Raw genomic sequence first — 18774 nt, 5'->3', positions numbered from 1 at the left:
TCACCCCCCGCACCGCTCCACGAAACGACGGGCGATCTCGGGGGAGGCCGCCCAGTGCGTGTGCAGATAGCTCGCGTGCACACCCCGCTGCACGAAGCCCTCCACCCGCCGCTCCGGCTGGTGCAGCCCCCAGGCGGGTGTCGCCCCGGCCCCGGGCTCCAGGGCCGTCCGGTGGAACTCGTGGCCGCGCAGCCGGGTCCCGGCCACCGCCAGCACGCTGTCCGAGACCGCCACCGCCTGCCGGTAGCCGAGCGTCAGCCGCTCGGACATGCGGGCCGAGGCGTCCAGCACCCCGCACATCGGCCGCCCGTCCAGCTCGCGGGCCAGGTAGAGCAGCCCCGCGCACTCCGCGGCCACCGGCGCGCCGGACAGGGCGAGGCCGGTCACCGCCCGGCGCAGCGGCTCGTTCGCCGACAGCTCCGGCGCGTACACCTCGGGGAAGCCGCCGCCGATGACCAGCCCCGCCGTGCCCGCGGGCAGCTTCTCGTCGCGCAGCGGGTCGAAGACGACGACCTCCGCGCCCGCCGCAGTGAGCAGCTCGGCGTGCTCCGCGTAGGCGAAGGTGAACGCTGCGCCGCCCGCCACGGCCACCACCGGCCGCGCCGCCGGGGCGGGATACCGCTCCGGCTCCCACGCGTCGTCCGGCAGGGCGGGAGCCGAACGGGCCAGCGCCATCAGGGCGTCCAGGTCGCAGCCCTCGCGTACCCGGTCGCCCATCGCCCGTACGGCGTCGAGTGCCTCGGTCTGCCGCTCGGCGACCGGCACCAGCCCCAGATGCCGGGAGGGGGTCGCCACCTGCGGCGCCCGCCGCAGCACCCCGAGCACCGGCAGGCCGGACTCGTCGAGCGCCTCACGGAGCAGTGCCTCGTGGCGGTCGGACGCCACCTTGTTCAGGATCACCCCGCCGATCCGCACCTCCGGGTCCCAGGAGGCGAAGCCGTGCACGAGCGCCGCGACCGACCGCGACTGCGAGGACGCGTCGACGACCAGCACGACGGGCGCCCGCAGCAGCTTCGACACCTGGGCGGTCGAGGCGAGTTCGCCCTGCCCCGACGCCCCGTCGTACAGGCCCATCACCCCCTCGACGACGGCCAGGTCGCAGCCGCTCGCACCATGGGTGAACAGCGGGGCGATCAGACCGGGCCCGCACATGTACGCGTCGAGGTTGCGCCCCGGCCGGCCGGTTGCCAGCGCGTGGTACCCCGGGTCGATGTAGTCGGGTCCCACCTTGTGGGGGGAGACCGCGAGGCCGCGCTCCGAGAAGGCCGCCATCAGGCCCGTGGCGACCGTGGTCTTGCCGCTGCCCGAGGCCGGCGCGGCGATGACCAGACGAGGAACACTCACCACTCGATGCCTCTCTGGCCCTTCTGGCCCGCGTCCATCGGGTGCTTGACCTTCGACATGTCCGTCACCAGGTCGGCGGCGTCGATCAGCTTCTGCGGGGCGTTCCGCCCCGTGATCACCACGTGCTGCGTCCCCGGACGGTCGCGCATCACCTCGACGACCTCGTCGGTGTCGATCCAGCCCCAGTGCATCGGGTAGGCGAACTCGTCGAGCACGTACAGCTTGTACGTCTCGGCGGCCAGGTCGCGCTTGACCTGCTCCCAGCCCTCGCGGGCCTTCTCCTCGTTGTCGAGCTGATTGTCGCGCTGGACCCACGACCAGCCCTCGCCCATCTTGTGCCAGTCGACGGTGCCGCCCTCGCCGCTCGCCCCGAGCACCTTCAGCGCGTTCTCCTCGCCGACCTTCCACTTCGCCGACTTCACGAACTGGAACACCCCGATCGGCCAGCCCTGGTTCCAGGCCCGCAGCGCCAGCCCGAAGGCCGCCGTCGACTTGCCCTTGCCTATGCCCGTGTGGACGAACAGCAGTGGACGATTACGGCGCTGACGCGTCGTCAGCCCGTCATCCGGTACCGATACAGGCTGTCCCTGTGGCATTAAGCGGCCCTCCCGGCAGCAGTGATGTCCTTGACCAGCCCGGCGATCGAGTCGGCGCGCAGCTCGTCGAGCGTGACCGCGCTGCCTCCCAGATCCCGGGCGAGCTGTGCGGCGAGACCGAGGCGTACGATCCCCGACTCGCAGTCCACGACGACGGACGCGGTGCCCTCCGAGGCGTGCAGCCTCCCGGCCCGCGCCGCCAGCGCCACCGGGTCGAGGCCCCCGGTGGCCCTGCCGTCCGTCACGACGACGAGCAGGGCCCGGCGCGAGGGATCCCGCAGCCGTTCCACCCGCAGCACGTCGTGCGCCTTCAGGAGCCCGGCGGCCAGCGGGGTGCGCCCACCGGTCGGCAGCGTCTCCAGCCGTGCGGCAGCCGCGTCCACCGACGAGGTCGGCGGCAGCACGACCTCGGCGTCCCTGCCCCGGAAGGTGACCAGACCGACCTTGTCCCGGCGCTGGTAGGCGTCCAGCAGCAGCGACATCACCGCGCCCTTCACGGCGCTCATCCGCTTCCGGGCCGCCATCGACCCGGAAGCGTCCACGACGAACAGCACGAGATTCCCCTCGCGCCCCTCCCGCGTCGCCTGGCGCAGGTCGTCCCGCCGTACGACGAGGCCCCGCCCCGACCGGCCGCGCGCCCTCTGATGCGGCGCCGCAGCCTGCACGGTGGCCGCCAGGTGCAGCTTCGTCAGCGCCCCCTCGGGCCGCCGCGACCCGGTGGTCCGCCCGTGCTCTGTGCGCGCCCGGGACCGCCGGCCCGCCGCGCCCTCGCCCAGTCCCGGCACACTGAGCATCTTCGTACGGAACGGCTCGCCCGCCCGCACCGGCTGCTGTTCCCCGGCACCGCCGCCGGGCGTCGGCGCGTCGCCGCTCCCGGGCTCCTCCCGGCCCGGCGCGTCGTCAGCGCTGCCGTCGTGACCACCCGCGTCCGTACCGCCGTCGTCGGGGCCGCCGCCCTGCGGAGGCACCCCGCCGCCGGGCCCGTCGGGGTCGGGATCGTCGTCGCCCCCGCCCTGCTCGTCCGCGGCGTCCTTGAGGGTGTCGTCCAGCTTGTCCTCGTCAAGCCCCGGTGCGTCGAACGGGTTGCGCCGGCGCCGGTGGGGGAGTGCCAGGAGCGCGGCCTGCCGCACGTCGTCCGCGACGACCTCCTCGCGTCCCGCCCACGCGGCCAGCGCCGTCGCCGTACGGGCCATGACGATGTCGGCACGCATCCCGTCGACCTCGAACGCCGCGCACGTCGCCGCGATCTGCCGCAGCACACCGTCGCCCAGCACCACCCGGGGGAGCAGGGCGCGCGCGGCGACGATCTGCTCACGCAGCGCCGCCTCCTCGTCCGCCCACCGCGCGGCGAAACCGGCCGGGTCGTCGTCGTACGCGAGCCTGCGCCGTACGACCTCGACGCGCAGGTCGGTGTCCCGGGACGCGGCCACCTCGACGGTCAGCCCGAAGCGGTCCAGCAGCTGGGGGCGCAATTCGCCTTCCTCGGGATTCATGGTCCCGACAAGGAGGAAGCGGGCCGCGTGACGGACCGAGACGCCTTCGCGCTCGACGTACGAGGCGCCCATGGCCGCCGCGTCGAGCAGCAGGTCCACCAGGTGGTCGTGGAGCAGATTGACCTCGTCGACGTACAGGATCCCGCGATGCGCGTCGGCGAGGAGCCCCGGCTCGAAGGCCTTCACGCCCTCGGAGAGCGCCCGTTCGATGTCGAGCGCGCCCACGAGACGGTCCTCCGACGCGCCGACCGGGAGTTCCACGGTCCGTGCCGGACGCGACACGCCCGCCGCCACCTCGTGGGGGCCGTCGGGACACGCCGGATCGGGCGCCCCGGGGTCGCAGGAGAAGCGGCACCCCGCGACGACCGGCACCTCCGGCATGAGCGCGGCGAGCGCCCGCACGGCGGTGGACTTGGCGGTGCCCTTCTCACCCCGGACCAGCACGCCGCCGACGGCGGGACTGACGGCGTTGAGCAGGAGCCCGAGCCGTAGATCGTCCTGCCCGACGATGGCGGTGAAGGGATACGGCGTACTCACGGAGCCTCCTCAGTAGCGATCACATGTGCGGGGGCCGGCCGGGCCGCGGCCGGTTCGCGGGGCGGGGCCGGATCAGGCCCGCCCGGCGCCAGGGAGTGTCCTTCGAGGCCCTCGGGCGCGCGCGGCGCGGGCGCGGGCGGCGCGCCCGGCGGGATGAACGGCAGCCCCACCGGCGCCCCGTTCTCGATCAGCCGCCACAGGGCGTCCGTGTCCGCGTGCTCCTCGATCAGGTCCCCCAGCCGGTCCAGCTGCTCCTCCCGCAGCGCCCCGAAGCTCGTGTCCGGCGCCGCGGTGAACCGCCGCCCCGCCGCCCGCGCGACCTCGGTCAGGAACGCCCGCCGGAACGCGTCGCTCTCCAGCGACCCGTGCCAGTGCGTCCCCCAGACCGCGCCCACCCGGCACCCGTCCAGGAAGGGTTCCCCGCCGCGGACCTCGGCGACCCCGTGATGGATCTCGTACCCCTTCACGGGCTCCCCGAGCGCCGTCCCGACGGGCCGTTCCAGGACCTTCTCCCGGCCGAAGCGGACGCGTACGGGCAGCAGTCCGAGCCCGTCGACCAGGCCGGCCCGGGACTCGACGTCGTCCTCGATCCGCTCGCCCAGCACCTGGAAACCGCCGCAGATGCCCAGCACCGGCCGCCCCTCGGCGGCCCGCCTGAGCAGCGCGTCGGCGAGCCCCCGCTCCCGCAGCCACGCGAGCGCCTTCACCGTGCCGCGTGTCCCGGGCACGATCACGAGGTCCGCGTCGACGAGCTCCTCGGCCCGGTCCACGAACCGCACCACCACACCGGGCTCGGCCGCCAGCGCGTCCACGTCGGTGAAGTTGGACATCAGCGGCACGGCGCAGACCGCCACCCGCAGCACGTCCTCGCCGTGCGGGGGCGCCACCACCGACTCCCGCACGGTCCCGCGCATCGAGACGCGCAGCCCGTCCTCCTCGTCGATGCCCAGCCCGTGGGCGTACGGCAGCACCCCGTACGTCTGCCGCCCGGTGAGCCCGAGCAGCATGTCGAGCCCCGGCTCCAGCAGCGACACGTCACCGCGGAACTTGTTGACGAGGTACCCCGCGACCAGCGACTGGTCCTCGGGACTCAGCAGCGCCGTCGTACCGAAGAATGAGGCGAACACACCGCCGCGGTCGATGTCCCCGACGACCAGCACCGGGAAGCGGGCGGCCCGCGCGATGCCCATGTTCACGATGTCCGTGCGCCGCAGATTGATCTCGGCCGGACTGCCCGCCCCCTCGCAGATGACCGCGTCGTAGGTGGACCGCAGCTGCTCCAGACAGTCCGTGACGGTGCCCAACAGCGCTTCCTGCCGCCCCCCGTGGTAGCCGCGCGCACTCATCTCGCCGACCGGCTTCCCCATCAGGACGACCTGGCTGGAGCGGTCACCGCCGGGCTTGAGCAGCACCGGGTTCATCAGCGCCGACGGCTCCACCCGGGCGGCCTGGGCCTGCATCGCCTGGGCACGGCCGATCTCCGCCCCCTCACGGGTGACGAACGAGTTCAGCGACATGTTCTGCGCCTTGAACGGCGCGACCTTCACCCCCCGGCGCACCAGCCACCGGCAGATCCCGGCCGTGACGACGCTCTTGCCCGCGTCCGAGGTGGTTCCGGCGACCAGCAGCCCGCCGCTCATGTGGCTCTCCGTCCCATGGCCAGGCGCCCCGCCGCACACACGGCGAGGGCCAGCACACTCACCCGGCGCGACAGCCGCACCGCGCGTTCGATGTCCGTGACCCGCACCTCGCGGCCGGCCTCCCCGTTGAGCACCGGCCGGTGCTCGACGCGCCCGCCGTACGCGAGGGTCCCGCCGAGCCGTACACCGAGAGCTCCCGCGAACGAGGCCTCCACGGGGCCCGCGTTGGGGCTCGGGTGCAGTCCCGCGTCCGTCCGCCAGGCCCGGACGGCATCGCGCGGACGCCCCCCGGCGGCCACGGCGAGCGCGGCCGTGAGCCGGGCCCCGGGCCAGCCGGCGACGTCGTCGAGCCGGGCCGACGCCCAGCCGTAGCGCCGGTGACGGGGCGACTTGTGCCCCACCATGGCGTCGAGCGTGTTGACGGCCCGGAAGCCGACCAACCCCGGTACGCCGCCGATCGCGCCCCACACCAGGGCCCCCACCACGGCGTCGGAGGTGTTCTCGGCGACGGACTCCACCACCGCGCGGGCGATCTGCGGGCCGTCCAGCGCCTGCGGATCGCGGCCGCACAGATGGGGCAGCCGCTCGCGGGCGAGCTCGATGTCCCCGGCGGCCAGTGCCCCGCCGATGGCGCGGGCCTCCCGGCCCAGCGACGTCCCCCCGACGACGGACCAGGTGGCGGCCGCGGTCAGCGCCACGGCGGCCGCGGGACGGTTCCGTACGGCACGGGCGGCCAGCGCGGCGACGCCCGTGGCGCCACCGGCGCAGACGAGGGTGTGCAGGGCGCCCCAGCCGCGGTGGTCGCGCCACAGCCGGCTCTCGGCGCCCGTCGCGGCGCGCCCGAAGGCGGCGACGGGGTGGCCCCGCCGGGGATCACCGAGCAGCAGGTCGCCGATCAGGCCTGCGGCGGCGCCGTACGCGAAGACGCGGTCGGCTCGCACCGCTCAGCCGGCCGTCGCGCCTCGAAGGGCCTTCGGAGCAGGTGGTGCAGCGACCGACGCAGGGCAGCCAGACATGGCGTATGTCCTCACTCAGGGTCCGCGCCCTGGTTCGACGTGACCGGCGACGAGAGTCTCCTGGCTTCCGGATCCGCAGTTCCTCCGGCCTTCCAGTCCGCGGTGGCGGACCGTGACTTCCGTATGGAGGCTGCTCCCCGGTGACAGTGGCGGGACCGCGCCGGATTCGCACCGGCTTCCTCTCCTGTCGCCGTAATGGCTCCGGCAGTCCACCACGCCCTGTGAAGGCCCGTCAACCTGCCGTTGACCTGCGAGGCTTCAGTGTGCTGAGACGCACACCGGGCCGGGCACACCCGTGGTGTGTCCGGCCCGGTTCGTGTCCGCGCGGGGGTCAGGCGACGATCAGGTAGATCCCGTACGCGACCGCCGCCGCGCACAGCGCGAAGCAGGCGTACGCGCCGCCGCGCGCCAGGACGCCGGAGCCGCCACCCTGCGTCGCCGTCGACGACGCCTGCCTGGCGAGGCCGGTGATGCCGAGAGTGAAGAGGCCGACCAGCGCGACGGTGATCACGAGGCTGACGCCGAAGACGGAAGCGAGAGCTGCCCAGTCGATGTTCATTCGGTTCTGTCCTTACACCGTGGCCGGCCGGGCCGGGTCGGCCTGGGTGTCCGGGGCGGGGATGGTGGTCTTGAAGTCCGGAACGGTCAGGCCGACGGGCGGCGGGCTGACGGCCGCGATGGCGGTCGTGACGACGCCCGCGGGTTCGTCGGTGCCCTCGTTCACGTTGGTGTGGTCGACCGGCTTGCGGCGCGACAGCATCCAGATGGCGCCGGAGCCCGCCACGAGCAGGACGGCGACCACCGCGACGCCCCAGGGGCCCTGCTTGGTGAGGAACTCGGCTCCCGCGCCGACCAGGCCGGCGGCGGGCAGCGTCAGACCCCAGGCGATGAACATCCGGGTGGCGGTGGACCAGCGGACCACACCCCCCTTGCGTCCGAGGCCCGCGCCCATGACGGCACCCGAGCAGGACTGGGTGGTCGAGAGGGAGAAGCCGAGGTGCGAGGAGGCCAGGATGACCGTGGCCGCGCTCGTCTGGGCCGCGAAGCCCTGCGGCGGCCGGAGGTCGGTGAGCCCGCTGCCCATGGTGCGGATGATGCGCCAGCCGCCGAGGTAGGTGCCCAGCGCGATGGCGATGCCGGCGGAGGCGATGACCCAGACCGGCGGGTTGGAGCCGGGGGAGAGGACGCCGCCGGTGACCAGGGCGAGGGTGATGATGCCCATGGTCTTCTGCGCGTCGTTGGTGCCGTGGGCGAGCGAGACGAGACCGGCCGAGGCGATCTGGCCGGCGCGGTACCCCTTGGCGGTCGACTTCAGCTGGGCCTCGTCGGTGATCTTCCGGTTGAGGCGGTACGTCAGCTTCGTGGCCAGCAGCGCGGCGAGACCCGCGACGAGGGGAGCGGCGATCGCGGGCAGCAGGACCTTCGTGACGACGGTGCCGCCGTTGATCGAGGACCAGCCGGCCGACATGACCGCGGCGCCGATGAGGCCGCCGAAGAGCGCGTGGGAGGAACTGGAGGGCAGGCCGACCAGCCAGGTCAGCAGATTCCACAGGATCGCGCCGACGAGCGCGGCGAAGATGACCTCGGTTCTGAGGCCGTTCTCGTTGATGATCCCGCCGGAGATCGTCTTGGCGACCTCCACCGACAGGAACGCGCCGACGAGGTTGAGAACGGCGGACATGGCCACCGCTGTCTTGGGCTTGAGGGCGCCGGTCGAGATGGTGGTGGCCATCGCGTTGGCGGTGTCGTGGAAACCGTTCGTGAAATCGAACACGAGAGCTGTCACGATCACGATCGCGAGCAGCAGCGTGATGTGTTCCATTTACCCAGGCAATCGTTCGACGTCATTGGCACGTGGAACGTAAGCAACCAGGGTGAACGGAAGATGAACTGGGCAGGGCGGCATGGTGACCCCAATCGCGTACACCGATTCCGCTTGTGTAAGCCGGGGACATCCGGATGCTCCTGTTCCGGTGCGGGGAGCGGACCGGAACGGTATCTGCCGTCCACCTTCGGCCCGATGTGTCCCCCGGAAGAGACATCGGTCACCCGGCCCTAGGATCCCCGCATGGGTGACGAGCGGCAGGACGCGATCGGGCAGGCATGGGACGGTGTCGTCGCGACGGCGCGGCGGACGGCGGCGGACGGCCTGGTCGTCGGCACCTCGGGCAACGTCTCGGCCCGCGTCGGTGACCTCGTCCTGGTCACCCCGAGCGGGGTGCCCTACGACCGCCTGGGCCCCGGCGACGCCGTCGGTGTCGACCTGGAGGGACGCCAGGTCGTCGGCGACCTCGTCCCGACCAGCGAACTGGCGCTCCACCTGGCCGTCTACCGCGAGAGCGACGCCGCGGCCGTCGTCCACACCCATGCCGTGCACGCCACGGCCGTCTCCACGCTCGTCCCCGAGGTGCCGCTGATCCACTACGCCGCCGCCATGATGGGAGGCCCGGTCCGCACCGCCGCCTACGCGCGCTACGGGACGCGGGAGCTCGCCGACAACATGCTGGCCGCACTGCGCGGCCGCACCGGCTGCCTGCTGCGCAACCACGGCACCGTCACCCACGGCAGCACCCTCGACGAGGCCTACGACCGCACCGCCCAGCTCGAATGGATGTGCAGGCTCTGGCTCACCGCGAGCTCCGTGCCCGGCCACAGCCCGTCCCTGCTCTCCCCGGCCCAGCTGCGCGACGTGCAGGACGCCCTGGAGGGGTACGGCCAGCCGGGCTGAACCCGGGGCGCCGCACCGTACGGCCCCTGCCCACTGGCAGCGGGCGCCCCGGCCCGGGACACTGGAGCCGTGCGCCCGGCAACAGCGGCGGCAGTGGCCGCAACCTCGATCCTCGGCGTCGGCGCGGCAGCGGTCGCCGCCGGCCGATACGCCAGCGACGCCGCCCTCGGGGCGCCCTCGCCACGGCCCTTCCCCGCCGACCGCCGTCTCACCGTGCACGCCACCGCGGCCGGGCAGGTCACCCTGACCCGCTCGTTCTCCGCGCTGCGCCCCGGTACGTACGGACTGGCCGGCCGGGGCGTCCACGCGGTCGTCGGCCCGGTGACCGAGCAGCCGCCCGGCCGTTCCGCGGTGTCCGCGGACACCGTCGTCCGCCGGCTGGAACGCGTCACCCTCGGCAGCCTGAAGCCCGGCGCCAGGGTCCGCCTCACCCCGGAGCTGCACCGCGGCGACCCCCTCGCCGCCCTCGGCCTCACCTACAAGGAGGTCGAGGTCCCCGGTGAGCTCGGAGCCCTGCCCGCCTGGTTCGTGCCCGGGGCCCGCGACACCTGGGTGATCACCGTGCACGGTCTCGGCACCACCAGGGACCACCCCCTGAACGTGATGGGGTTCCTCCACGACCAGCAGTTCCCCGTGCTCGATCTTGCCTACCGGGGCGACCCGGGCGCCCCGCGCTCCCCGGACGGGCTCTCCCACCTCGGCGAGTCCGAATGGCGCGACCTCGACGCGGCCATCCGCTACGCCGTGCGCTACGGGGCCGAGCACGTGATCCTCCACGGCTGGTCGTCCGGCGCCTCGATGGCCCTGCACGCGGCCGTCAACTCCGCCCTCCGTGATCGCATCCGCGGCCTCGTCCTCGACTCCCCGGTCCTGGACTGGCGGACCACACTGCGGGCGCTCGCCTCGGCACGCGGCGTCCCCTCCGCACTGCTCCCGCTCGCCGTACGCGCGGCCCAGGGCCAGACCGGGCTGCACGGCGCCCCGCTCCTGAACACCTCGGTGCCGACGGCCCTGCACGCCCCGACCCTCATCGTCCACGGCCCCGACGACACCCTGGCGCCCTGGCAGCCGTCCCTGGAACTCGCCGCGCGGCGGCCCGACCTGGTGACCCTGCACCCCGTGCCGCAGGCTCCGCATGCGGCGATGTGGAATGCCGACCCGGCGGGCTACGAAGAGGTGCTCCGGCGTTTCCTCACGCCCCTGATGTGAGCTGATGGGGCGGAACCGCCCGGTTGGTGACCCGGCCCGGCAGCCCTCCGAACCCCGGTGACGCGGCTTCCGTTTGGGCTTTCGGCCCGTCAGAGGCAAGACTGCTCCTCGTGACGTCCCGTACCCCGCGCGACTCCAGGCTGCGACTTGTCCGCCCGCGACCCCAGGCGACCGCCCGTAAGGCCGTGACGACCCGGCGCACCAGGCCGGCCCCCCGCCCACCCGAGGGCACACCGCCCCCGGCCGAACTGGCACGCCAGGCCAGGGCCGTGCTCGCCGACGCCGTACGGATCGCGCACTGGGCCGCGGACGGTACGAGTCCGGGCTCCGCCCCGCTCGCTGCCCAGGCCCTGGAGCGGGCCTCCGCGGCGATGGAACTGTCCCCGGCCCAGGTACTGGCCGGCTGGGACCGGGCCAGGCTGGCCGGGCTCATCGAGATGCACGGCGACACCGCCCGCCCCGGCTGGCGGCTGCGCGCCTGGGACCGCGACGACTCCGCCGTGCTCCGCGGCTGGGTGGCGCTCTTCGACGCCTGGTCGCTCGTCCACGCCTCACCCGACGGCATCGAGGCCACCGCCGTGGCGGAGGCCGTCGAGGCCGTGCCCCAGGTGCTGTCCCTCCTCCAGCTCTCGGCGGGCGCGGTCACCGTGCCCGCACTCCTCGACCTGCTCGGACAGCGCGTCGCGGAACTCCACGAGGAGCGCTGCGAGGTGCCCTACGGGCCGCAGGAGCAGCCCGCCCCCGTCGCCGGTGACCCCGCCGACCTGAACGCGCTGCTGCTGGACTGGGCCCTGGAGGGCCTCGCCTCCGTCGGCGCCCTCACGCTCGGCGCCGGCCACGCCACCCTCACCCCGCTGGGCAACTGGGCGGTCTGGGTCAAGCTGGAGCAGATCTGCGTCGCCGCGCAGAGCCCGGCAGGCAACATCGAACAGTCCGCCGCCGACATGCTGCTCGGCTGCGCCCGGCTCACTCCCGGTCCGGCCCGTGCCGAATACCGCGCCTGGCTCGCGGCCAGGCCCGTCGGCAGTGCGGTGGCCGAGCTGCTGGCCGTGGCCCGCGGTGAGGACGCCCTGCTGCGCGGCCTCGCCTTCGAGGCCCTGCGCGTCGTCGGCGCCCCCGCGGAGCCCGTCGTCCGCTCCGTCGTCACCGAGGCGCCGCTGCGCCCCTACGCGCTGCTCTGGCTCGCCGAGTACGAGGGCACCGACCCGGACGACGCCCAGGACGTCCTCAGCCGCGAGGAGGCCACCTGGCTCTGGGTCGACACCGCCGCAGCCGTGGCCGACCACGGCGAGACCGGTCTGCTGGTCCGCCACCTCGACTCCGCCGTCCAGGGCACGGTCCCCGCGCTCCTGGACGAGGTGCGGGCCGTCGGCCACCCGCGGACCGTCCAGGTGCTGGTGGCGCTGGCCGCCGCCCACCCGGACCCGGCCCTCGCCAAAGCCGTGCGCCGTGCCGCCTTCCAGGTGCACACCGGCGGGGTGTGACCGGGCGGACCCACGCAGCCCCGGGGCACTCAGCCCGAGGACCCCGGGGCGTACGTCCCGAAACTCCAGACGTTGCCCTCCGCGTCCCGGGCCGTGTAGTCCCGCGAGCCGTAGTCCTGGTCGGTGGGCGGCATGAGGATCTCCACGCCGTGCTCCACGGCCCGCGCGTGGTGCTCGTCCACCTCGTCCACGACGACGTACACCCCGGCGGGTCCGGCGCCGGCCATGGCTTCGGCGAAGACGCCTCCGCGCCCCTTGGAACCGAGCATCACCCTGCCGTTGCCGCAGGAGAGCTCGGCATGGAGCACGGTGCCGTCCTCCCCCTCGTACACCACTTCCGCGGTGAACCCCAGGGCCTGGGTGAGCACGCCTACAGCTGCCTTCGCGTCGTCGTACAGAAGCGTCGGAAAAATCGTGGGAACACCGTCCGCGGCTGCCATCACGCTCACCTTCTCCCGCTCACACGCATGGTTTCGATGTGATCTCGGTCTCAGTCTCGCACCGGCCACTGACAAACCTCAGCCGAAGGTGTCGCACCGGCTCGGGTCCCCGGTGCGGAACCCCGCGGTGAGCCACTGCCGGCGCTGCGCCGGGGAGCCGTGCGTCCGGGACTCCGGGTTCACGCTCCCCTGGAACTTCTCCTGGACCCGTCCTGTGCCCTGCCGAGGATGCCCAGCTGGTTCCGCACGTGGTGGCGTACTCGTGAGCCACCACGTACGCCTCCGAGAACGGGCCGCCGCCGGAGCCGTACGCCGTCCGCGGCTCGGCTCCGGGGCGCCGCAGAGGAAGGCCCAGCCGCTCCGGGCCCCCGCCGAGGAAAGCCTCAGGATCGGACGGGTCGGTGCGGTATGCCCGCTTGTGCGACAGGGGGCGGTGGAGCGGTGACGGAGCGGGAGCATGCGGAAAAGCAGGTGGACACCGCCAGTAGACTGAGTCCCATGGCAATTCTCCTTGTGCATTAGACGGCGTCGAGTCGTGAGCCCGCTGTCCCTCCGCCGTCCATAACCGCCCTGGAGTATTTCCCGTGATCACCGCCTCCGGCATCGAGCTGCGCGCCGGCGCCCGCATCCTCATCGAGAACGCGTCCTTCCGTATCGCCAAGGGCGACCGCATCGGCCTGGTCGGCCGCAACGGAGCGGGCAAGACCACCCTCACCAAGTGCCTGGCGGGCGAGGGGACCCCCGCCGGCGGCACCATCACGAACAGCGGCGAGGTGGGCTACCTCCCGCAGGACCCGCGCACCGGCGACCTCGACGTCCTGGCCCGCGACCGCATCCTCTCGGCCCGCGGACTCGACGAGATCCTGCGGAAGATGCGGGAGAACGAGGAGCGGATGGCGAGCGGCAAGGGCGCCACCCGCGAGAAGGCGATGAAGCGGTACGAGCGCCTGGAGACGGAGTTCCTCACCAAGGGCGGATACGCCGCCGAGGCCGAGGCCGCCACCATCGCGGCCGCGCTCAGCCTGCCCGACCGGGTGCTCGGCCAGCCCCTGCACACCCTCTCCGGTGGTCAGCGCCGCCGTGTGGAGCTCGCCCGCATCCTGTTCTCGGACGCCGACACCCTGCTCCTCGACGAGCCCACCAACCACCTCGACGCGGACTCGATCGTCTGGCTGCGCGACTACCTCAAGACCTACCGCGGCGGCTTCATCGTGATCTCCCACGATGTCGAGCTCGTGGAGACCGTGGTCAACAAGGTGTTCTACCTCGACGCCAACCGTGCGCAGATCGACATCTACAACATGGGCTGGAAGCTCTACCAGCAGCAGCGCGAGGCCGACGAGAAGCGCCGCAAGCGCGAGCGCCAGAACGCCGAGAAGAAGGCCGCGACCCTCAACGCGCAGGCCGACAAGATGCGCGCCAAGGCGACCAAGACCGTCGCCGCCCAGAACATGGCCAAGCGCGCCGACCGGCTGCTCTCGGGCCTCGAGGCCGTACGGGTCTCCGACAAGGTCGCCAAGCTGCGCTTCCCCGACCCCTCTCCGTGCGGCAAGACCCCGCTGATGGCCGAGGGCCTGTCCAAGTCCTACGGCTCGCTCGAGATCTTCACCGACGTGGACCTGGCCATCGACAAGGGCTCCCGCGTCGTGATCCTCGGCCTCAACGGCGCCGGCAAGACGACCCTGCTGCGCCTGCTCGGCGGAGCCGAGAAGCCCGACACCGGCGAGGTCATCGAAGGGCACGGTCTCAAGCTCGGCTACTACGCCCAGGAGCACGAGACCCTCGACCCGGAGCGCAGCGTCCTGGAGAACATGCGTTCCGCGGCGCCCGACCTCGACCTCGTCGCGGTCCGCAAGACCCTCGGATCGTTCCTCTTCTCCGGTGACGACGTCGACAAGCCCGCCGGAGTGCTCTCCGGCGGTGAGAAGACCCGGCTCGCCCTGGCGACGCTCGTCGTCTCCTCCGCCAACGTGCTGCTGCTCGACGAACCGACGAACAACCTCGACCCGGCCAGCCGCGAGGAGATCCTCGGGGCCCTGCGGACCTACAAGGGCGCGGTCGTCCTCGTCACCCACGACGAGGGCGCGGTGGAGGCGCTCCAGCCGGAGCGGATCATCCTGCTGCCCGACGGGGTCGAGGACCTCTGGGGTGCGGACTACCGGGACCTGGTCTCCCTGGCCTGACCCCGCGGGGGCTCCGGATCCGGTGCGGAGGCCGGTGATCCAACGCGTCTGGATCATTCGGCTCATCGGTGATCCATCATCTGGGTGAGCGGGTCTCGTACCCCGGCGCGGCGCCCGGCGGATAGCTGCCGGGCGCACTCATTTCCGGCCACGCCGCCCCGTACGGCCCTGACCTGGCAGTTTTTCCCGCAGTCCGTGCCGCAGGGCTTCCCGGCCCCTTGGAATGCGGGATTCCGCTTGTGTCGGACCGCTTCCTGACGTGGAAACCGGTCGTACACACCTTGCCGAATGGGTGGCCAGGAAGCCCGGGAGGGGTGATCATGAGAGTCCAGAGCGCACTTCCTTGAGGAGGCACGGGTGGCCGAGACTCTGAAGAAGGGCAGCCGGGTTACCGGCGCCGCGCGTGACAAGCTCGCGGCAGACCTGAAGAAGAAGTACGACTCCGGTGCGAGCATCCGGGCGCTGGCCGAGGAAACCGGCCGCTCCTACGGATTCGTCCACCGGATGCTCAGTGAGTCCGGAGTCACGCTGCGGGGACGCGGCGGGGCGACTCGAGGCAAGAAGGCCGCTTCGGCCTGACGGCGGGCAGCGGTCAGGAGCCGGTCCCGCCGGCTCCGGGGCTCACCGGAACACCGGGTGGCCACCCGGCCGACCATCAGGTCGTCCGGGTGGTTACTGTTCAGTTACTTGCCAGTAAGTGCTGACTGCACCCGATCCGGAGGCGCTCCATGACCTCGCTCGACTCTGTGTTCGACAAGGACGGCGTACGGCTCACCGTCGATGACGCGGTTGCCACGGTGACGCTCACCAATCCGGCCAAGCGCAACGCTCAGTCTCCCGCTCTGTGGCGGGCGTTGGCAGAGGCCGGACGGGCGCTCCCCGGCAGTGTGCGGGTCGTCGTGCTCCGTGGCGAGGGCAAGTCCTTCTCCGCGGGCCTCGACCGGCAGGCATTCGCACCCGAGGGATTCGACGGCGAGCCGTCCTTCATCGACATGGCGCGCGGTTCCGAGGCCGACCTCGACGCGACCATCGCCGAGTACCAGGAGGCGTTCACCTGGTGGCGCCGCAACGACATCGTGTCGATCGCGGCCGTCCAGGGGCACGCGATCGGTGCCGGCTTCCAGCTCGCCCTCGCCTGCGATCTGCGGATCGTCGCCGAGGACGTGCAGTTCGCCATGCGCGAGACGAGCCTCGGTCTCGTCCCCGACCTCACGGGCACTCACCCCCTGGTGAACCTTGTGGGGTATGCCCGCGCGCTCGAGATCTGCGCCACCGGCCGCTTCGTGCACGCGGAGGAGGCGGAGCGCACCGGTCTCGCCAACCTCGTGGTCCCCGTGGACCAGCTCGACGCGGCGGGCCACGACCTGGCCGCCGCCCTGCTCGCCGCCCCGCGCGACGCGGTCGTCGAGACGAAGGCGCTGCTGAGCGGTGCCCACTCGCGTACGTACGAGGAGCAGCGCACCGCCGAGCGGGCCGCCCAGGGCCGCCGGCTGCGCGACCTCGCCGGCCTCGCCGACTGAGCCCCCCGTCACCCACGGTCCCCTCGCCGGACGGTGAGGGGACCGTGTCAGTCCCGGCCCACCACGGCGGTGACCAGCACGGCGACCGTCGGACGGCCCTCCACGGCACCCGCGACCGCCCCGCGCACCGCGCGCGCCACGTCCAGCGCACGGTGGTCCCGGTCCGTCGCGAGTTCCACCCGGACGTGGCCCTGCGCGTGCTGCACCGCGCTGCCCAGGACACGGGTCAGCGACACGACGCCGGGGACCCCGGCCGCGGCCGCCCCCGCGGTGCCGTCGGGCTCCGCCGCAGGCACGTCGACGGACGGCTCCGGGGCCGTCCGGGGCTCCTCCTCCAGCAGCTCCGTCACCCGCAGGTCCACCTCGTCGACCACCAGGCCGAGCCGCTGTGCCGCCGCCGTCAGCAGCGCCGCGCGCAGCGCGTCCGCGGTGGCGTGCAGGGGCTGCCGCGGAGTCGCGGCGAAGCCGGCCTCGATCCGCAGCGGGCCGGGCGGCAGTGCGCTCGGTGGGCCGGGCACCGCCGGCTCGGGGGCGTGCTCCTCGACGGCCGGGGCGATCCTGAGCGCCCCCAGGACGGCCCCGGAACCGGCCGCGGCGTCCCGCAGCACCGCGGCCGCCGCTCGTTCCGCGATCCAGGAACCGTCGGCGGGGCCGCCCAGAGGGAGCAGCCGCCCCAGGCCGAGCCGTTGGCGTACCGCAGCGGTCCATCCGTGGGCCCGGTGAGGGCTGTCAGCCGTTGTCATTGCTCCACCCTGCCCCATCCACGGCGCGAGACCGGGCAAGCGCACTTAATGTGGGCCACGGAAGTCCAACCCCGCCCCGAAGGGAACAGCGGCGATGACCGAGAGCCCACAGCGCAACCGGCCCGACAGCCCCGGCAGTGCATCCGGTGAAGACGGCAGGCAGAGCCAGTTCAGCAAGCGCGGCGGGGGAGCCCCGGCGACCCGGGGACGCACCACCATCGCCGACGGTGTGGTCGAGAAGATCGCTGGAATGGCGGCACGGGACGTCGTCGGTGTCCACGCGATGGGCAGTGGCATCTCCCGGACGTTCGGCGCGGTACGCGACCGCGTTCCCGGCGGCAGCAAGTCCGTGTCGCGCGGGGTCAAGGCGGAGGTCGGCGAATCGCAGGCGGCCCTCGATCTGGAGATCGTCGTCGACTACGGCGTGGCGATCAGCGAGGTGGCCCGCGACGTGCGGGAGAACGTCATCGCGGCGGTCGAGCGGATGACCGGCCTGGAAGTCGTCGAGGTCAACATCGCCGTGAGCGACGTCAAACTGCCCGACGAGGACGACGACGAGGACGAGTCCGAGTCACGCGTCCAGTAGGCCCCCCGCCCGGCAGTTGAGGAGCACACGATGAGCATGGCTGTGGTCGGCATGGTGGCCGGCATGGCGCTCGGGTTCGCCGGATACTTCGGCGGCTTCGGGGCCTTCCTTCTGGTGGCGGCGCTGGGCGCGGTCGGCTTCGTCGCCGGTCGCTTCCTCGACGGCGACCTGGAACCCGGCGACTTCTTCCGGAGTCGCGAGCGCGGCGACCGGCGACGGTGACGGGGGTGACAGGCCGGGTCGACGCCGCCGAGCGCGGGCAGACCCGGATCGCCGACCGGGTCGTCGCGAAGATCGCCGCCCAGGCGGCGAAGGAGGCCGTCGACGAGCGGCCCGAGGGCGCCGACGCACCGCGCGCCACCGTCACCGTGCACCGCGACACGGCGCGCGTGCGGGTCAGCCTCGACCTGGCCTACCCCTGCGACATCGGACGGCAGTGCGGGGCGGTGCGTCGTCGAGTGGCCGAGCGGGTAAGAGCACTGGCGGGGATGGAGGTGCCCGAAGTGGCGGTGCAGGTCGAACGGCTGCACCGGCCGGAAGCGGGCACCGCACCGGAGGGGAGCATCCGATGAGCGAGCCCCAGGAGCCGGACAACAACACGCAGCGGCTGCCCACGGTCGAGCAGGCGCCGGCCGGCGGCGTGCTTGAGATGGACCAGTCCGCGTCGGGCTCGTCCTACGAGCCCGCCCCCGTGTCGGCACAGCCGGGCGGCAGGGCCGGCCGCTTCTGGTCCGGGCGCAGGATCCCGGCGGCCCTGGTCGCCCTGATCGTCCTGGGCGGCTCAGGACTCCTGCTGTACGACGTCGCGGCGGTGCGGGCGGACCACCCGGCCATGCAGTGGCGGCGCTCGGTCGCCGACGACCTGGCGAGCCGTCACCTCGACGACGTGTGGGTCCTGGCGGGATCCGCCCTGGCGGCCGCACTCGGCCTCTGGCTGCTCCTGCTGGCCCTGACCCCCGGACTGCGCGCCCTGCTCCCCATGAAGCGCCGGCACGCCGGTGTACGGGCGGGACTCGACCGGACCGCCGCCGCCCTCGTCCTGCGCGACCGTGCCGTCGAGGTGGCCGGAGTGCAGTCCGTCCGGGTGAAGATGAGCCGCCGCAAGGCGAAGGTGCGGGCCGTCTCGCACTTCCGTGAACTCGACGACGTCCGGGCCGACCTGGACACCGCCCTCGGGTCCGCCGTCGGCGAACTGGACCTGGCGAAGCCGCCGGGCCTCTCCGTACACGTGCGCCGGCCGGCGAAGAAGGGGTGA

General features: G+C 73.2%; 20 protein-coding genes and 1 riboswitch. Of the genes, 10 read left to right on the top strand and 10 right to left on the bottom strand.

The window, feature by feature from the left end:
* The 7 genes from ACFUNE_RS25500 to ACFUNE_RS25470 all read right to left on the bottom strand — a co-directional run bounded on the left by ACFUNE_RS25500 (position 1) and on the right by ACFUNE_RS25470 (position 8448).
* The gene (locus ACFUNE_RS25500; RefSeq protein WP_383572478.1) at positions 1 to 1347 is read right to left on the bottom strand and encodes a cobyrinate a,c-diamide synthase; all 1347 of its coding nucleotides are present in this window, start codon (positions 1345 to 1347) and stop codon (positions 1 to 3) included.
* Positions 1341 to 1940, bottom strand: a complete 600-nt coding sequence (gene cobO / locus ACFUNE_RS25495; protein ID WP_383572475.1) for a cob(I)yrinic acid a,c-diamide adenosyltransferase — start codon at positions 1938 to 1940, stop codon at positions 1341 to 1343. Before cobO ends, ACFUNE_RS25500 begins: the two co-directional genes overlap by 7 nt.
* A complete protein-coding gene (locus ACFUNE_RS25490) occupies positions 1940 to 3970 on the bottom strand; it encodes a putative cobaltochelatase (RefSeq protein ID WP_383572472.1) in 2031 nt (676 codons plus the stop codon). The genes cobO and ACFUNE_RS25490 overlap by 1 nt, the downstream gene beginning before the upstream one ends.
* Positions 3967 to 5610: a cobyric acid synthase gene (locus tag ACFUNE_RS25485; RefSeq protein WP_383572469.1), complete on the bottom strand. Its 1644-nt coding sequence runs from the start codon at positions 5608 to 5610 to the stop codon at positions 3967 to 3969. Before ACFUNE_RS25485 ends, ACFUNE_RS25490 begins: the two co-directional genes overlap by 4 nt.
* Positions 5607 to 6551 (bottom strand): cobalamin biosynthesis protein, encoded by a 945-nt coding sequence (locus tag ACFUNE_RS25480; RefSeq protein ID WP_383572465.1) that lies wholly within the window; start codon positions 6549 to 6551, stop codon positions 5607 to 5609. The genes ACFUNE_RS25485 and ACFUNE_RS25480 overlap by 4 nt, the downstream gene beginning before the upstream one ends.
* A gap of 128 nt (positions 6552 to 6679) precedes the next feature.
* A riboswitch (cobalamin riboswitch) is annotated at positions 6680 to 6809 on the bottom strand.
* Between the two features lie 148 nt (positions 6810 to 6957).
* Positions 6958 to 7185 (bottom strand): hypothetical protein, encoded by a 228-nt coding sequence (locus tag ACFUNE_RS25475; protein WP_383572462.1) that lies wholly within the window; start codon positions 7183 to 7185, stop codon positions 6958 to 6960.
* A 12-nt stretch (positions 7186 to 7197) separates the two neighbouring features.
* Complete coding sequence (locus ACFUNE_RS25470) at positions 7198 to 8448, bottom strand: anion permease (RefSeq protein ID WP_383572459.1); 1251 nt, start codon at positions 8446 to 8448, stop codon at positions 7198 to 7200.
* 246 nt (positions 8449 to 8694) lie between these two features.
* Between ACFUNE_RS25470 and ACFUNE_RS25465 the strand changes: the two genes are divergently transcribed.
* The 3 genes from ACFUNE_RS25465 (at position 8695) to ACFUNE_RS25455 (ending at position 12047) form a co-directional block, all read left to right on the top strand.
* Positions 8695 to 9354 carry a class II aldolase/adducin family protein gene (locus tag ACFUNE_RS25465; protein ID WP_383572456.1) on the top strand — a complete coding sequence of 220 codons (660 nt, stop codon included), beginning with the start codon at positions 8695 to 8697 and terminating at the stop codon, positions 9352 to 9354.
* A 69-nt stretch (positions 9355 to 9423) separates the two neighbouring features.
* Positions 9424 to 10563 (top strand): alpha/beta hydrolase, encoded by a 1140-nt coding sequence (locus ACFUNE_RS25460; protein ID WP_383572453.1) that lies wholly within the window; start codon positions 9424 to 9426, stop codon positions 10561 to 10563.
* Between the two features lie 185 nt (positions 10564 to 10748).
* Positions 10749 to 12047 carry a hypothetical protein gene (locus ACFUNE_RS25455; protein WP_383572938.1) on the top strand — a complete coding sequence of 433 codons (1299 nt, stop codon included), beginning with the start codon at positions 10749 to 10751 and terminating at the stop codon, positions 12045 to 12047.
* Between the two features lie 29 nt (positions 12048 to 12076).
* Here the strand turns inward: ACFUNE_RS25455 and ACFUNE_RS25450 are convergent, their stop codons facing one another.
* Both ACFUNE_RS25450 and ACFUNE_RS25445 read right to left on the bottom strand, forming a co-directional pair.
* On the bottom strand, positions 12077 to 12487 hold the full coding sequence (locus tag ACFUNE_RS25450; RefSeq protein ID WP_383572450.1) for a VOC family protein: 411 nt from the start codon (positions 12485 to 12487) through the stop codon (positions 12077 to 12079).
* A gap of 78 nt (positions 12488 to 12565) precedes the next feature.
* Entirely contained in the window at positions 12566 to 12946 is a 381-nt protein-coding gene (locus ACFUNE_RS25445; RefSeq protein WP_383572447.1) for a neutral zinc metallopeptidase, read from the bottom strand.
* 125 nt (positions 12947 to 13071) lie between these two features.
* Here ACFUNE_RS25445 and ACFUNE_RS25440 point away from each other — a divergent pair, with 125 nt between their 5' ends.
* The 3 genes from ACFUNE_RS25440 to ACFUNE_RS25430 all read left to right on the top strand — a co-directional run bounded on the left by ACFUNE_RS25440 (position 13072) and on the right by ACFUNE_RS25430 (position 16190).
* Positions 13072 to 14670 carry an ABC-F family ATP-binding cassette domain-containing protein gene (locus ACFUNE_RS25440; protein ID WP_383572444.1) on the top strand — a complete coding sequence of 533 codons (1599 nt, stop codon included), beginning with the start codon at positions 13072 to 13074 and terminating at the stop codon, positions 14668 to 14670.
* A 357-nt stretch (positions 14671 to 15027) separates the two neighbouring features.
* Entirely contained in the window at positions 15028 to 15249 is a 222-nt protein-coding gene (locus ACFUNE_RS25435) for a helix-turn-helix domain-containing protein (RefSeq protein ID WP_006123601.1), read from the top strand.
* Positions 15250 to 15398: 149 nt separating this feature from the next.
* Positions 15399 to 16190 (top strand): enoyl-CoA hydratase/isomerase family protein, encoded by a 792-nt coding sequence (locus tag ACFUNE_RS25430; protein WP_383572441.1) that lies wholly within the window; start codon positions 15399 to 15401, stop codon positions 16188 to 16190.
* Between the two features lie 47 nt (positions 16191 to 16237).
* Here ACFUNE_RS25430 and ACFUNE_RS25425 read toward each other — a convergent pair whose 3' ends face one another.
* Entirely contained in the window at positions 16238 to 16933 is a 696-nt protein-coding gene (locus ACFUNE_RS25425; protein ID WP_383572438.1) for a hypothetical protein, read from the bottom strand.
* A 94-nt stretch (positions 16934 to 17027) separates the two neighbouring features.
* On the opposite strand from ACFUNE_RS25425, the gene ACFUNE_RS25420 reads away from it, so the two are divergent.
* From ACFUNE_RS25420 to ACFUNE_RS25405, 4 genes are read left to right on the top strand one after another with little or no spacing between them, the layout of a single operon-like run.
* On the top strand, positions 17028 to 17519 hold the full coding sequence (locus ACFUNE_RS25420; RefSeq protein ID WP_383572435.1) for an Asp23/Gls24 family envelope stress response protein: 492 nt from the start codon (positions 17028 to 17030) through the stop codon (positions 17517 to 17519).
* Between the two features lie 30 nt (positions 17520 to 17549).
* Complete coding sequence (locus ACFUNE_RS25415; RefSeq protein ID WP_103513710.1) at positions 17550 to 17741, top strand: hypothetical protein; 192 nt, start codon at positions 17550 to 17552, stop codon at positions 17739 to 17741.
* Positions 17738 to 18091, top strand: a complete 354-nt coding sequence (locus tag ACFUNE_RS25410; RefSeq protein ID WP_383572432.1) for a hypothetical protein — start codon at positions 17738 to 17740, stop codon at positions 18089 to 18091. The genes ACFUNE_RS25415 and ACFUNE_RS25410 overlap by 4 nt, the downstream gene beginning before the upstream one ends.
* Positions 18088 to 18774 (top strand): DUF6286 domain-containing protein, encoded by a 687-nt coding sequence (locus tag ACFUNE_RS25405; protein ID WP_383572429.1) that lies wholly within the window; start codon positions 18088 to 18090, stop codon positions 18772 to 18774. The genes ACFUNE_RS25410 and ACFUNE_RS25405 overlap by 4 nt, the downstream gene beginning before the upstream one ends.

Origin of the sequence: Streptomyces sp. NPDC057287 (assembly GCF_042667905.1) — a bacterium.
Taxonomy (GTDB): Bacteria; Actinomycetota; Actinomycetes; order Streptomycetales; family Streptomycetaceae; genus Streptomyces.
This window is presented reverse-complemented; position numbering and strand designations above follow the sequence as displayed.